11 protein-coding genes and 1 pseudogene are annotated in these 14,788 nt (G+C 66.1%); 7 read left to right on the plus strand and 5 right to left on the minus strand.

The window, feature by feature from the left end:
• Nucleotides 1-16: 16 nt before the first annotated feature.
• The 5 genes from EDF71_RS15630 to EDF71_RS15650 are packed head-to-tail and all read right to left on the minus strand — an operon-like array spanning nucleotide 17 to nucleotide 5,062.
• Nucleotides 17-1,045, minus strand: coding sequence for an aldo/keto reductase (locus EDF71_RS15630; protein ID WP_133857498.1), 1,029 nt, complete (start codon nucleotides 1,043-1,045; stop codon nucleotides 17-19).
• Between the two features lie 18 nt (nucleotides 1,046-1,063).
• Nucleotides 1,064-2,047, minus strand: coding sequence for an oligopeptide/dipeptide ABC transporter ATP-binding protein (locus EDF71_RS15635; RefSeq protein ID WP_133857499.1), 984 nt, complete (start codon nucleotides 2,045-2,047; stop codon nucleotides 1,064-1,066).
• A gap of 7 nt (nucleotides 2,048-2,054) precedes the next feature.
• Complete coding sequence (locus tag EDF71_RS15640; protein ID WP_133857500.1) at nucleotides 2,055-3,050, minus strand: ABC transporter ATP-binding protein; 996 nt, start codon at nucleotides 3,048-3,050, stop codon at nucleotides 2,055-2,057.
• The gene (locus EDF71_RS15645; RefSeq protein WP_133857501.1) at nucleotides 3,051-4,076 is read right to left on the minus strand and encodes an ABC transporter permease; all 1,026 of its coding nucleotides are present in this window, start codon (nucleotides 4,074-4,076) and stop codon (nucleotides 3,051-3,053) included.
• Nucleotides 4,076-5,062, minus strand: a complete 987-nt coding sequence (locus EDF71_RS15650; protein ID WP_133857502.1) for an ABC transporter permease — start codon at nucleotides 5,060-5,062, stop codon at nucleotides 4,076-4,078. Before EDF71_RS15650 ends, EDF71_RS15645 begins: the two co-directional genes overlap by 1 nt.
• Before the next feature lie 416 nt (nucleotides 5,063-5,478).
• Here EDF71_RS15650 and EDF71_RS15655 point away from each other — a divergent pair, with 416 nt between their 5' ends.
• The 7 genes and pseudogenes from EDF71_RS15655 to EDF71_RS25295 form a co-directional block, all read left to right on the plus strand.
• Nucleotides 5,479-6,663 (plus strand): LLM class flavin-dependent oxidoreductase, encoded by a 1,185-nt coding sequence (locus EDF71_RS15655; RefSeq protein ID WP_133857503.1) that lies wholly within the window; start codon nucleotides 5,479-5,481, stop codon nucleotides 6,661-6,663.
• Nucleotides 6,664-6,794: 131 nt separating this feature from the next.
• Nucleotides 6,795-8,384 carry an ABC transporter substrate-binding protein gene (locus EDF71_RS15660; RefSeq protein ID WP_133857504.1) on the plus strand — a complete coding sequence of 530 codons (1,590 nt, stop codon included), beginning with the start codon at nucleotides 6,795-6,797 and terminating at the stop codon, nucleotides 8,382-8,384.
• Nucleotides 8,381-9,934, plus strand: coding sequence for an amidase (locus tag EDF71_RS15665; protein WP_133857505.1), 1,554 nt, complete (start codon nucleotides 8,381-8,383; stop codon nucleotides 9,932-9,934). The genes EDF71_RS15660 and EDF71_RS15665 overlap by 4 nt, the downstream gene beginning before the upstream one ends.
• On the plus strand, nucleotides 9,931-11,166 hold the full coding sequence (locus EDF71_RS15670; RefSeq protein ID WP_133857506.1) for an acyl-CoA dehydrogenase family protein: 1,236 nt from the start codon (nucleotides 9,931-9,933) through the stop codon (nucleotides 11,164-11,166). Before EDF71_RS15665 ends, EDF71_RS15670 begins: the two co-directional genes overlap by 4 nt.
• 32 nt (nucleotides 11,167-11,198) lie before the next feature.
• The gene (locus tag EDF71_RS15675; RefSeq protein WP_133857507.1) at nucleotides 11,199-12,821 is read left to right on the plus strand and encodes an ABC transporter substrate-binding protein; all 1,623 of its coding nucleotides are present in this window, start codon (nucleotides 11,199-11,201) and stop codon (nucleotides 12,819-12,821) included.
• A 22-nt stretch (nucleotides 12,822-12,843) separates the two neighbouring features.
• Nucleotides 12,844-13,944 (plus strand): ABC transporter substrate-binding protein, encoded by a 1,101-nt coding sequence (locus EDF71_RS15680; protein WP_133857508.1) that lies wholly within the window; start codon nucleotides 12,844-12,846, stop codon nucleotides 13,942-13,944.
• Nucleotides 13,941-14,573, plus strand: a pseudogene (locus EDF71_RS25295) (NAD(P)H-binding protein); the annotation flags it as partial. The gene EDF71_RS15680 and the pseudogene EDF71_RS25295, both read left to right, overlap by 4 nt.
• Nucleotides 14,574-14,788: the final 215 nt, after the last annotated feature.

The following is a 14,788-nucleotide window of genomic DNA, read 5'->3' on the forward strand; positions in this document are numbered from 1 at the left end:
GGTGGACCTGGTGGGTTTAAGCGGCCGTTGATGTAGGGGCTACATAGGGCACACGGCCTTCGACCGGGTGGCCGGGGTCGGTAAAGCCCAGGGTGGAGGGGTGGCCGGCAGCCACCAGGCGGCTGACCAGGGCCTCGTCATCGGCGGTGAACTGGTAATCCAGCGCACGGATATAGCCATCCCATTGCTCGGGCGTGCGCGGGCCGGCGATGGCGGCGGTCACCAGGCGGTTGTTCAGCACCCAGGCCAGTGCAAAGTCCACCGGGCTGATGCCGCGCTCGTCGGTGTGCTTCTTGATCTCGGCGGCAATGTCGATGGACTCGGGGCGCCACTCGGTCTCCAGCATGCGCTTGTCCAGCCGTGCGGCGCGCGAACCGGGCTCGGCCGCTTCCACATTCGGGTACTTGGCGGTCAGCACGCCCCGGGCCAGCGGGCTGTACGAGACCACGCCCAGGCCGTAGGCGGCAGCAGCGGGCAGTTGCTCGGCCTCGGCCGTGCGGTTGACGATGTTGTACAGCGGCTGGCTGGCGATGGGGCGGTCAATGCCTTCGGCATCAGCCAGGTGGGCCACTTCGGCAATGCGCCAACCGCGAAAGTTGGACAGCCCGAAATAGCGCAGCTTGCCCGCGCGCACCAGGTCGCCAATCGCGCGCACGGCCTCACCCAGTGGCGCATCAAAATCGGCGCGGTGAAAGTAGAGCAGGTCGATGTAGTCGGTGCCCAGGCGGCGCAGGCTGTTGTCGACCGACTCGATGATCCATTTGCGCGAGGTGCCGCGCCGGTTCGGGCCCTCACCCAGCGGGTTGCCGAACTTGGTGGCCAGCACCCAGTCATGGCGGTCCTGGGCCAGAGCCCGGCCCACGACTTGCTCGGTCAGGCCCTTTTGGTAGACATCGGCCGTGTCGATGAAGTTGATGCCCTGGGATTTCGCCTTGGCGATGATGGCGTGCGCGGTCTGCTCATCGGTGGGGCCGCCAAACATCATGGTGCCCAGGGCGAGGCGGGAGACTTTGAGGCCGCTGCGGCCGAGATAACGGTAGGTCATGTGAACAAAGACGAAGGGTTAGTGGACGAAAGAAATGACGGAGGTCTGCGTGCCAGCGGTCTGTTGCAGCTGCGGATGGTGGCAAGCCACCAGATGGCCATTGCCGCTGTCGCTGAGCAGCGGTTCCTGTTCGGTGCACAGCGCCGTCGCACGCGGGCACCGCGGATGAAAGCGGCAGCCGCTGGGCAGGTTCTGGGGGCTGGGCAGGTCACCGCCCAAGGGGGCGGCCTGGCGGTGGCGGCTGGGGTCGGGCACGGCATCGAGCAGCGCCTGGGTGTAGGGGTGGCGCGGGCTGCTCCACAGGCTGCGGCGGTCGGCGCTCTCCACGATGCGGCCCAGGTACATCACCAGCACCCGGTCAGCAAAGTACTGCACGACGGACAGGTCATGCGAGATGAACAAATAGGACAGGCCGAACTCGCGTTTCATTTCGACCAGCAGGTTCAGGATCTGCGCCTGGATCGATAAATCGAGCGCCGAGACCGGCTCGTCGCATACCACCAGATCGGGCTGCAGCATCAGCGCGCGGGCAATGCCCAGACGCTGGCGCTGGCCGCCGGAGAACTCATGCGGGTAGCGGCCCAGCGCGCTGCGCGGCAGGCCCACGCGGTCGAGCAGGCGCTCCACCTGGCGGCGGCGCTGGGCGCGGTCGCCCAGACCATGCACCTGCAGGGGCGTCTCCAGAATGCTGCCGATGCTGTGGCGCGGGTTGAGCGAGGCAAACGGGTCCTGGAAGATCATCTGCATGCGCTTGCGCAGGCTGCGCAGCCGCGCGCCTTGCAAGGGCAGAATGTCTTCGCCGTCCAGCGCCACCTGGCCGGCCGTGGGCGTCTCCAGCCGCAGCAGGCTGCGGCCGAGGGTGGATTTGCCGCAGCCCGATTCGCCGACCAGGCCGACAGTCTCGCCCTTGGCAATGCTGAAGGACACGCCATCGACGGCGCGCAGCACGCCCTTGGGCAGTTTGAAATGGGTCTGAAGATCGCTGACAGTCAGCAGGCTCATGGCAGTCCTAGGCAAGGTGGGCGCTGCGTGCAGACGCAGGCAGGGTGATGGGGCAGGCGCTGAGGCGTTGTGGGCCTGCTACTTGCAAGGGCGGCACAACGCTGTGGCAATAGGCCTGGGCGCGCGGGCAGCGGGGTGCAAAGGCGCAGCCGGCCTGGCCGATGGCCGAGGTGATGCTGCCGCGAATCTCGGTCAGCGGGCCATCGAGGTAGTGCGCGCCGGGCTGCAGCCGGGGGGAGGCCGCCAGCAGGCCCTGGGTGTAGGGGTGCAGGGGCTCGTCAAACAGCGGGCCGGGGCGGGCCTGCTCCACTTCGCGGCCGGCATACATCACCACCACGCGGTCGGCCCATTGCGACACCACGCCCAGGTCGTGGGTGATCAGGATCAGGCCCATCGACAGCTCCTTGCGCAGCCGGTCAAGCAGGTCCAGCACCTGGGCCTGGATGGTCACATCCAGCGCGGTGGTGGGCTCGTCGGCGATCAGCAGGCGTGGGCGGCAGGCAATGGCCATCGCAATCATCACGCGCTGGCGCATGCCGCCCGAGAGCTGGTGCGGAAAATCATCGACCCGGCGCTGCGGATCGGGGATGCGCACGGTATCGAGCAGCTCGATGGCGCGCAGTCGTGCGGCCTTGGCGCTCAGGCCCTCGTGCTGGCGCAGCACCTCGGCAATCTGCCAGCCGATGGTGTAGACCGGGTTCAGCGAGGTCATCGGCTCCTGGAAGATCATGCCGATCTCGCGCCCGCGCAGCTGGCGCATTGCGCGCTCATCGAGCGCCAGCAGGTCCTGGCCGTTGAAGCGGATCTCACCCTGCGCAATGCGGGCCGCGCGCGGCAGCAGGCGCATCAGTGCGAGGGCGGTGAGCGATTTGCCCGAGCCCGATTCGCCGACGATGGCCAAGGTCTCGCCCGCCTGCACGCTGAAGCTCAGCCCACGCACGGGATCGAGTTGCGGAAAACGGATGCTCAGCCCGCGCACATCCAACAAAGAGGTTTCGGACATTCAGCGCTCCTGCGACAGACGGGGGTTGAGGGCATCGTTCAAGCCATCGCCAATCAGGTTGAAGGCCAGCACGGCAAACACGATGGCGAGGCCCGGTGCGGCAGTCAAATACCAGGCGGTGCGCAGCAGGTCACGGCCCATGCCGATCATGCTGCCCCAGCTGACCACGTTCGGGTCGCCCATGCCCATGAAGGACAGCGCCGATTCCAGCAGGATGGCCGAGGCCACCATCACCGACGAGGTGACGATGATGGGCGGCAGCGCATTGGGCAGCATCTCGCGCAGGATGATGCGGCTGTGCGAGTAGCCCAGCGCGCGGGCGGCCAGCACAAACTCCTTGTGGCGCAGCGCGCGGAACTCGGCCCGCACCAGGCGCGCCACCGTGGGCCAGGTCACCAGGCCAATCGCCACGACGATGGTGCTGATCGCCGGCTGGGCAATCGCCACCAGCACCACCAGCAAGATAAAGCTGGGAATGGTTTGGAACAGCACCACCACGCGCTGCAGCAGGTCATCGACCCAGCCGCCAAAGTAGCCGCTGACGGCACCAATGCCAATGCCCAGGCTCAGCCCGATCAAGGTGGCGGACACACCCACCAGCAGCGACACCCGCGCGCCATGGGCAATGCCGGCCGCCACATCGCGGCCCATCGAATCGGTACCCAGCAAATAGGCGGCATCCTGGCCAGGCCAGAGAAAGGGCTGGGCCACCATGTCCAGCGGATCACCGGGAAAGAGCCAGGGCGCCGTGACCGCCAGCAGCAGCACGGCCAGCAAAAAGCCGCAGCCCAGCATGGCCGTGGGGTTGCGCAGAAAGACGCGCAGCGCGCGGTAGCCCTGGCTGCCACTGCCGGCGTTGGCGGCACTGGTGCTGGTGCGCACCGCATCGGGCGCATGCAGATTGGGCCAGGGCGCGGCATCGGGCTCGGCGCTGCTGGTGCTGCTGTGCGCCGCTTGCGCGGCAGCCAGTGGGTGGGCGGCGGCCGGGGGGATCGGCAGCGCCTGGGTAGAAGAAGACAAAGACATCAGCGCACCTCGATTCGGGGATCCAGCCAGGCATGCAGCAGATCGACCAGCACATTGGCGGCGATAACCAGCAAGGAAGAGAGAAAGAGCACGCCCATCAGCACGCTGAAATCGCGGCTCAGCACGGCCTCAAAGGCCAGGCGCCCCAGGCCGGGCCAGCTGTAGACGGTCTCGACCACCACCGCGCCGCCGAGCATGCCGCCCAGGTGCATGCCGGCCATCGTGGTGACCGGCAGCAGCGCATTGCGCAGCACATGGCGCAGGGTGATGCGCCAGGGCGAGAGGCCTTTGGCGGCGGCGGTGCGCACAAAATCCTGCGACTGCACCTCCAGCATGGCCGCGCGGGTGAGGCGGGCATAGATCGCCACATAGAAGAGCGCGAGCGAGGTGGCCGGCAGCACCATGTAGCGCAGCTGGTCGAGCACGGCGGCCAGGCCGGTCAGCTGCGAGCCAATGCTGGCCGAGCCACCGCTGGGCAGCCAGCCGAGCTTGACCGAGAACAGCACGATCAGCATCAGCCCGGTCCAAAAGCCCGGCACCGAATAGAACAGCAGCGACAGCACGGACAGCAGGCGGTCTGGCAAGCGGCCGGCAAAGTAGGCCATCGCCGTGCCCAGCGCAATGCCCAAGGTCAGCGCAATCGCCAGCGCCAGGCCCATCAGCAGCAAGGTGCTGGGCAGGCGCTGGCCGATCAGCTCCATCACCGGCATGTTGTAGCGGGGCGAGAAGCCCAGGCTGAAATGCGCCAGGTTGCCCAGGTAGGCCTGCAGCTGCTCCAGCACACTCAGGTCCAGCCCAAAGCGCGAGCGCAGCGCCGCCAGGGTTTCGGCGGTGGCCGCGCCGGATTCGCCGGCCATCACATCGGCCGCATCACCGGGGGTGAGCTGCAGCAGCAGAAAGTTCAGAATCGCTACGCCCAGCACCGTGGGCACTGCATATTTGGCATTGAACCAGAGCGATCGCAATAAACGTGGGGTGGTATTCATGCGCATTATTGATAGCGGGTAACCCTGTGCATGATAGGAGCGTTCCTGCCTTATCGCCCTTATTTGCAGCATGCCATTTCATATATCAAAAGGCGCAAACTAAATAACAAATATCGGTATCTGATTTTTATCGGTTGGTGCCTGCTCGCCAAAGTTTTTTGAGTTAGTGTACACCTGAAACCGCATATTTTGTTTGCTTGGCAGCACATGCCTGCAAGCTATAAGCGCTTGGGCTGTGCTGGCGTTGGGATTGGCATGCCAGAACTTATGGCTGATTTTTAAATATGCAAATGCAAAATCGGCGCAAGAGCAGGGTGGTGATTCATGGGATTATTCAAGCCAATGCGGATGGTGAATGTCTGGTTTATCTATAGGCCAGTACGCCATCCTTTGTATTGAAAACCCTTGGCCGCTCCATGAACTCTGCAATACCCCTGGCTACGCTCGCTGATCGAGAGACATTCGCCTCGCCGCTGGCATTTCCGGACAGCCCCTTGTCGCAGGCTTTTGCGCAGCCGATTCTGCTGGGCCTGTTTCTGCCGATCCAGGCGGGAGGCTGGAGTGCCTCGACCCTGCCGCGCAGCACCGACTGGCGGTTTGACTACAACAAGGACTTGGTGCTGAAGGCCGAGAGCCTCGGGTTCGACCTGGTGTTTGCGCTGTCGCAGTGGCTGCCCAAGGGCGGCTATGGCGGGGTGTTCAATGGCGATGCGCTGGACTCCTTTGCCACCACGGCGGCGCTGACCTCGGTCACCCAACGCATCATGCTGATCTCGACCATCCATGTGCTCTACGGCCCTTTGCACCCGCTGCACCTGGCCAAGTGGGGCGCCACCCTGGACCATATCTCGGGCGGGCGCTGGGGCATCAATATCGTCACCGGCCACCGCGAGGTGGAGCACCAAATGTTTGGCTGGGACCAGATCGAGCATGACCAGCGCTATGACCTGGCCTCGGAGTTCATCGAGGTGGTGCAGCGCCTGTGGTCCTATGACGAGAACTACTCCTTCGAAGGCATCTCGCCCTGGAAGCTGGGCGGCGGCTTTGTCAGCCCCAAGCCGCGCTTTGGCCGGCCCGCGCTGGTCAATGCCACCGGCTCGGATGCCGGCATTGCCTTTGCGGCCCGGCATTCGGACCTGGTGTTTATCACCAGCCCCGGTGCATCGGACTTTGCCCGCGCCATCGAGGTGCTGCCCGCCCATGCGGCCCGCGTCAAGCAAGAGGCGCGCAATGCCGGTCGCACCGTGCGCACCTTGCTCAACCCGATGGTCATCAGCCGCGATACCGAGGCCGAGACCTGGGCTTACCACGATGCCATCGTCGCCCACCAGGACCAGCGCACGCCCGAGGGCTTCAGCAGCTTGAAGAGCGATGCCCATGCCTGGCGCGGCCGCACCGCCCTCGATGCCCCCAAGCGCCGTGCCATCGGCGGCAATATCGAAGTGATCGGTACGCCCGAGCAGGTGGTGGAGCAGTTTGTGCAGCTCAAGCGCGCCGGCATCGACGGGCTGCAACTGAGCTTCTTCGACTTCAAGCCCGACCTGGAATTTTTTGGCGACCGCATTTTGCCGCTGATGAAGCAGGCGGGGCTGCGTTTCTAGCCGCAGCAGCTGCGTTGCACTGCACTGCGCGCAGTAGTTATCCACAGACTTTCTCCGTCCCTCCCGTTTTTCTTGCGCTTTTTGCGTGCTATCGGCGCCTTGTCTGCGCCTTCTCTCCTGGACCATTGCCCATGCGAACTCTCTACAAAAACCTGGCCTGGGGCCTGCTGGCTGCCAGCAGCTTTGGGGCTGCTTACGCCCAGGCACCGGCCACACCCGTCAAGGGCGGCACGGTCACATCCGTCGTCGCGCAAGAGCCGACCTCGCTGGTGTCCTTTCTCGACACCAAGACCGACAACCGCGATGTCAGCGCCAAGATCACCGAAGGCCTGCTGCGCTATGACGCCAAGTTCCAGCCCCAGCCGCTGCTGGCCACGTCCTGGACGGTCAGCCCCGATGGCCTGCAGTACCGCTTCAAGCTGCGCGAGGGCGTCAAGTTCCATGATGGGCGCGACTTCAGCTCGGCCGATGTGCGCTATTCCTTCCTGACCCAGAAGAAGCAGGGCCCGCGCGGCCGCATCACCTTGCAGAACCTGGAACGGGTCGATACGCCCGATGCGCACACGGCGGTGCTGGTGCTGTCCAAGCCCGCGCCGTTTTTGCTCAAGTCGCTGTCGTCGGCGGAGCTGCCCATCGTGCCGGCGCACCGCTATGGCGATGGCGACCCGCTGGGCAGCCCCAACGTCAATGCGCCAGTGGGCACGGGCCCCTTTATCTTTGAGCAGTGGGTGCGCGGCAGCCATGTGATCCTCAAGCGCAACCCCAACTACTGGCGCCCGGGTGTGCCGCATGTGGACCGGGTGGTGATCCGCTTTGTGCGTGATCCGGCTGCCATCTCGGCCGCCATCGAGACGGGCGAGGCCGATGTGGCGCAGAACCTGGCCCTGGCCGACCTGGGCCGCTTGCTGCAAAAGCCCAACCTCAAGCTCGACGCCAGCTATGACGCGTTCCTGAACAATGCCTCCTTCCTGGAGTTCAACGTGGAGAACCCGGTGCTGTCCAAGCCCGAGGTGCGCCATGCGATTGCCCATGCGGTGGACCGCAATTTCATCGTCAACAACGTCTACTACAAGCAGGCTGAGCTGGTGAACTCGCCCATCCCCAAGGTGCTGGGCGCCTACTACGACGACAGCCAGTTCAACTACGGCTTTGATGTGGCCCGCGCCAACCAGCTGCTCGACAGCGCCGGCTACCCGCGCCAGGCCAATGGCCAGCGCTTTGCGCTCAAGCTGACCTATATTCCCGGCGCGCAGTTCAAGCAGACGGCCGAGTACCTGCGCTCGGCGCTGAACCGCGTGGGCATCAAGGTGGACATTCTGGACGGCGACCTGCCCACCTTCCTCAAGCGTGCCTACACCGCGCGTGAGTTTGACCTGAACCTCAACGGCCTGGGCCGCTTGTTTGATCCATCGGTGGGCGTGCAGCGCATCTACTGGTCCGACGGCATCAAGAACCCGCTGATCTGGATCAATGCCTCGCACTACAACAACCCGCAGGTCGACAACCTGTTCCGCCAGGCCGCTGTCGAGGTGGACGAGGCCAAGCGTGCTGCGCAGTTCCGCGAAATCCAGCAGATCGTGGGCCGTGATCTGCCGGTCTACCCGATCGCCACCGTGCCCTCTGCGCTGCGGGTACACAGCACGCGGGTGCATGGGCTCAACAACAGCATTGACCTGACGTCTGGAGACTTTTCTGACCTGTGGCTGGAGGCTAGCAAATGACGACCAATATCGACTTTCCCGACGAAACCACCTTGAATGAGAGCGCGGTGGCGGCGCCCAACATTGCCGCCAGCCTGGCCTTTGCCAGCGCCCGTGCGCAGCTGCAAGCGCTGGCCGATGGCCGCGTCAGCGCGGTGGAGCTGCTGGAGCAGGCGCTGGCCCGCATCGAGCGCCATGATGGCGAGCTCAACGCGATCCCGGTGCGGGCGATTGAGCAAGCCCGGCGCGATGCCCAGGCAGCCGATGCCGCCTTGCAGCGGGGCGAGCGCAAGCCACTGCTGGGCCTGCCGATCACCGTGAAGGAAAACTTTGACGTGGCCGGCCTGCCGACCACCGTGGGCAACCCGGACTACCGCAGCAATATCGCCCGGCAGGATGCGCCTGCGGTGGCCGCCTTGCGCGCGGCCGGTGCGGTGCTGATTGGCAAGAGCAACGTGCCGCTGGCGCTGAGCGATCTGCAAAGCTACAACGCGGTGTACGGCAGCAGCAACAACCCCTGGGATCTGCAGCGCACGCCGGGTGGCTCATCCGGCGGCAGTGCAGCCGCCGTGGCGGCGGGCTTTGTGGCGCTGGAGCTGGGCACCGACATTGGTGGCTCGGTGCGCATCCCCGCGCACTTCAACGGCGTGTTTGGCCACAAGACCAGCTATGGGCTGATATCGATGCGCGGCACCGGCGCACCACAAGGGCGCTTCAGCGCGCGGGATCTGTCGGTGGCCGGGCCGCTGGCGCGCAGCGCGCTGGACCTGGAGCTGGCGCTGGAGCAGCTGCTCAACCTCGATCCGCTGCAGGCCAAGGGCTGGCAGGTGAGCCTGCCAGCGCCGCGCCAGCAGCGGCTGCAGGATTTTCGCGTGCTGGTGCTGGATGCCTGGCCGGGCCAGGAGGCGAGCCTGTCCGAGCAACTGGTGATTGCAAGGGTCGTCAGCGCCTTGCAGGCCCAGGGGGTGAAGACCACGCAGTGGCGCGATCTGCCGCCTGCGCAGCGCCCCGATCTGAGCGAGCAGCACCGCACCTACCGCAGCCTGCTGGGCTCGTCCGTCGCCAATGGGGCGCCGCTGACCGAGGCCCAGCAGCAGCGCCTGGCCGAGCTGGAACCGGACGACCGCAGCGCCGAGGCCGCCTTGCTGCGCGCGCCCAGCCTGCCCCATGCCACCTGGCTGCAGGACAACGAGCACCGCCATGCGCTGAGCCACCAGTGGGAGCAGCTGTTCAAGGACTATGACGTGGTGCTGACCCCGGTCGCACCGACGCCCGCTTTTGCGCACCAGCAGCAGGGCCACAAGGAGGAGCGCCGCTTTCCGGTGGCCTATGCCGATGGGGTGCGCCATATCGGCTTTCGCGAGCTGTTTTACTGGGCTGGCTTGCCGGTGCTGCCAGGCCTGCCTGCGACCAGCTTCCCGGTCGGGCTGGACGATGACGGCCTGCCAATCAGCGCCCAGGTGGTGGGCCCTTATCTGGAAGACCGCACCACGATTGCCTTTGCCCATGCCTGGGAGCAGGCCCAGGGCGGCTATGTGGTGCCGCCCCGCTATGCGCAGGGGGATGCATGAGTGCCGTGCTGCAAGTACTGCAGCCGCCAGTAAATAGGGCCAGCCCAGGCCCGGCCTTGGACGAGGCCAGCTTGCTGGCCCGCGCCCAGGCGCTGATCGGCGAGCTGGCGGCACTGGCGGAGGCACATGACGCCAGTGGCGCCGCGCCCGCGCCGCAGTTTGCACTGCTACACCAGGCCGATCTGCTGCGGCTGACCATTGCCCGCGAGGCCGGTGGCCATGGCGCCGGCCTGGCCAGCGCGCGTGCGGTGGTGGGTGCCATTGCCCAGGGCGACCCGACGGTGGCCTTGATTTTGGCGATGCACTACAGCAACCATGCAGCGATTGCCCGCTCGCAGCGCGCAGCGCAGGGCGAGTGGCCGGCAGCGCTGGCGGACGAGCTGATAGCAGCCAGCCTGCAAGGCCCCGCCTTGCTGAACGCTGCCCAGGTGGAGCCGGAGCTGGGCTCGCCATCGCACGGCGGCCTGCCGGCGGCGCGGGCCAGGCGCGTGGCCGGTGGCTGGCAGCTGAGTGGCCACAAGGTCTATGTGACCGGCGGGCCGCTGCTGGCCTGGATCAGCGTGCTGGCGGTAACTGACGAGCCCGAGCCGCGCCTGGGCAGCTTTGTGCTGCCCCGAGGCACGCCAGGTGCCCGCCTGCTGGACACCTGGAACCCCATGGGCATGCGCGCCACCGTCAGCCAGGACCTGGTGCTCGACGGCGCCTGGGTGCCCGACCACCATGCGGTGGGCCTGCGCCCGGCCAGCCTGGGCCTGCAGCGCGAGGCCCATGGCATTGCCTGGTACTTCAGCCTGGTGGCAACCGTGTATGACGGTGCGGCGCGCTCGGCGCGTGATTGGCTGGGCGCGTTTTTGAACCAGCGCCGACCCAGCGCACTGGGCGGTGCCAACCTGGCATCGCTCGCCACCGTGCAGGAAAAGTTTGGCGAGATCGAGCTGCTGCTGCAGACCAGTGACTGGCTGCTGGACAGCCATGCCCGCGCCTACGACAGCGGCAGCGCCCCCGATGGCTTGGTGGCCGTGGCCAAGCATGTGGCGGTGGACAACGCACTGCGCGTGGCGCAACTGGCGCTGGAGCTGGCCGGCAACCACGGCCTGGCGCGCCGCAATCCGCTGGAGCGCCATCTGCGCAATGTGCTCTGCAGCCAGATCCATTCACCCTCCAACAGCCTGATCCGCAGCAACAGCGGCCGTGCGGCCCTGCAAAAGCGCCAGGCCGAGGCCGCTGCCTGAGCGCCGCCCTGTTTTTACCCTTGGTACCTCGCATGTCTATTGATTCCGATTTCTCGCTCGCCACGCGCCGCCACTTCATGCTGGCCGCTGCTGCCTCCGGCATCGGCACGGCCGTCCCCAGCCTGGCCTGGGCGCAGGACAAGCCGCAAAAGGGCGGCACCTTGAACCTGCTGCTCTTTCCCGAGCCACCGACCCTGACGACGATTGCGCACACCGCCGGCTCGTCGGTGACGATATCGGGCAAGGTCACCGAGGGGCTGCTGACCTATGACTTCAACCTCAACCCGCAGCCGCAGTTGGCCGTGGCCTGGTCCATCAGCCCCGATGGCCTGGTCTACCGCTTCCAGCTGCGCCGGGGCGTCAAATGGCACGACGGCAAGCCGTTTACCTCGGCCGATGTGGTGCACTCGATTGCGCTGCTCAAGGAGTTCCACCCCCGGGGCCGCGCCACCTTTGCCGGTGTGGCCGAGGTGCAGGCCCCCGATGCCCACACCGTGGTGCTGCAGCTGAGCCGCCCCATCCCCTACCTGATCACGGCGCTGGCGGCCTCGGAGTCGCCCATCGTGCCCAAGCACCTGTATTCCAGCGGCCGGGCCGATACCAACCCGGCCAACAATGCGCCGGTGGGCACGGGCCCCTTTGTGTTCAAGGAATGGGTGCGCGGCAGCCATGTGATTTACGAGCGCAACCCAAATTATTGGGATGGCGACAAGCCCTATATCGACCGGCTGGTGGTGCGCTTTATCCCTGATGCCGCTGCGCGCACGGCAGCCATCGAAAGCGGCCAGGTGCAGATTGCGCCCAGCTCGCCAGTGCCCTTTGCCGAGGTGGAGCGCCTGCGCGCCAAGCCGGGCCTGCAGTTCGAAACCCGGGGCTATGAATACATCAACAGCGTTTACCGGCTGGAGTTCAACCTGGAGAGCGAGCTGCTCAAAGACCTGCGCGTGCGCCAGGCCATTGCCCATGCGCTGCAGCGCGAGAACCTGCTCAAGGTCGCCTGGTACGGCCAGGGCAAGCTGACCACCGGGCCGGTGCACCCGGCGCTGAAGAAGTTCTATGTGCCCGATCTGCCGGTGCTGCCCTATGACCTGAAGCGCGCCGAAAAGCTGCTGGATGAGGCTGGCCTGACGCGCGGCAAGGCCGGCGGCCAGTGGCGTGCCCGGCTGAACCTGACGCCCATCCCCAACGAAGGTGGCCAGCGCACTGGCGATTTCCTCAAGCAGGCGCTGGGCCGCATCGGCATTGATGTGCAGATCAACAGCCAGGACTTTGCCACCTACATCAAGCGCATCTACACCGACCGCGCCTTTGACCTGCATGTGAGCGCGATGAGCAACACCTTTGACCCGACGGTGGGCATCCAGCGCCTGTACTGGTCCAAGAGCTTTCAGCGCGGGCTGCCGTTCTCCAACGGCGCGCATTACGCCAGCCCCGAGGTGGACCGCCTGCTGGAGTCTGCCGCCGTCGAGATGAACGAGGCCCAGCGCATCCGCGAGGTGGCCGAGTTCCAGAAGCACATCGCCACCGACCTGCCCGACATCACCCTGGTCGCCCCCGACATCTACACCATCGCCGACAAGCGCGTGCGCAACCACACCGTGGGTGCGGATGGCGTGGCCGGCAACCTGGCCGGCGTCTGGCTGGCCGCGTCCTGATCCCTTTGCCTAGGAGAAACCGATGACAAGCCCTTCCGAAACATCGAACGTACCAGGTCAACAACCCAGCTCCCTCTGGTACACCCGCTGCCCGGTGCCGTCGCCACTGGGCATTGCCGCGCAGCAAGGCTGGCTGCAAGAGGCCTTTGCGGCGCTGGGCATTGGCGTGGAGTCCATCTTTGACTCCAAGGACCGCAAGGTGCGCGAGAGCCATTTCGACCACAGCCTGCCCTGGTCCTTCCGCCAGGGCGGCAATATTCCGCCGATCTGGGCGCGGGCCAAGGGCCGCGATACGCGCCTGGTCGCCATCACCTGGACCGACGAGTTCCAGGCGCTGGTGACCCTGCCGGGCCGGGGCATCGACAAGCCCGAGGACCTGGCCGGCAAGCGCTTTGGCGTGCCCAGCCGGGTCAATGACCTGATCGACTTCCACCGCGCGACTGCCCTCAAGGGCTTGGTCTCGGGCCTGTCCTTGGTGGGGCTGCAGCACAGCGATGTGCAGCTGGTCGATCTGGTGATCGAGGAATCGGTGATCCAGCAGCATGGCACGCCCAGCCTGTTCGGGCTGCGCCGCCGCCACCCGTATTTCCGCGAGGCCGAGGCCCTGGTGCGCGGCGAGGTCGATGCGATCTTTGTCAAAGGCGCCGAGGGCCTCTTGGTGGCCAACCTGATTGGCGCGCAGCTGGTCAGCGAGTTTGGCCGCCACCCTGACCCGCGCGTGCGCATCAACAATGGAACGCCCCGCACCCTGACGGTAGATGCTGCATTGGCTGAGCAGCGCCCGGACCTGGTGCTGGAGCTGCTGCGCGTAGTGCAGCGCGCCGGCCGCTGGGCCCAGGCCCATCCCGACGAGACCCTGCGCTTTGTGGCCCGCGAGATCGCCACCAGCGAAGAGGCCATCCTGGCCTCCAACGGCGCAGACCTGCACCATCACCTGGGCATCAGCCTGGATCCGGAGCTGGTCGATGCGATCGGCTACTTCAAGGACTTCTTGCTGGAGTGGGGCTTTCTGCCGGCTGATTTCTCGGTCGTCGATTGGGTGGATGCGCGGCCGCTGAACCGCCTGCTGGCCGAGAATGCAGCTCCGCAAACCGCTGCCGAGCCTGAGGCGCTGCGGGCATGAGTGCGAACCAGCATCCCCGCGTGCTGGTCTGCGGCGCCAGTGGACGCCTGGGCCAGCTGCTGGTGCCGCGCCTGCTCGCCCGGCAGGCACGGCCAAGGGTGTTCGTGCGCCAGGCCGCAACCGCGCAGGCGCTGTGGGGCGATACCGTCGAGGTAGCGCAGGGCAGTTTTGAGGACGCTGCCGCGTTGGGCCAGGCCCTCGTCGGCATAGACCGGTTGTTCTTGCTCTCTCCGATCAGCCCGACGCTTGCCGAGCAGCAGCTGCGCGTGGTCGAAGCCGCGCGTGCTGCCGGTGTGCAGCACATCGTCAAGCTGTCAGGCTCGGACTGGACCATTGACCCACCTGGCCATTCGCTGTCCGGCGATGCCCATGGCCGCATCGAGGAAGGGCTGCAGGCCAGCGGCATCTCCCATATCGTGCTGCGCCCCAACGCCTGGATGCAGGTGGGCCTGTCGCGCATTGCGGCTGATCTGCGCAACGGCGATGTGCTCCGCTCCCAGCACCTGGGCGCTGGCGTCTCCTACATCGATGCCCGCGATATTGCCGATGTTGCTGTAGAGGCGTTGCTGAACCCTGAAGCTGCCCAGCAACGCCTGGGCGCATCCGGCCCCTGGGTGCTGACCGGCAGCCAGGCACTGCGCCCACAAAAACTGGCCGAGATCGCATCGCGCCTGCTGGGCCGGCCCATTACCGCTGCTGCGCCTGTGGCCGCCGCCGCCGACCCGTTTATCGCGCAAGTGCATGGCGAATTTTTTGGTTCATCGAGGAATACCGGGGAACGCGGCGCGGATCTTGAGAAAGAAGTAGTCCTCATCTCGATATCCGTAGGCGCGGCGCTTGATGA

This window comes from Comamonas sp. JUb58, assembly GCF_004364775.1.
In the GTDB taxonomy this organism is placed as follows: Bacteria; Pseudomonadota; Gammaproteobacteria; order Burkholderiales; family Burkholderiaceae_C; genus Comamonas.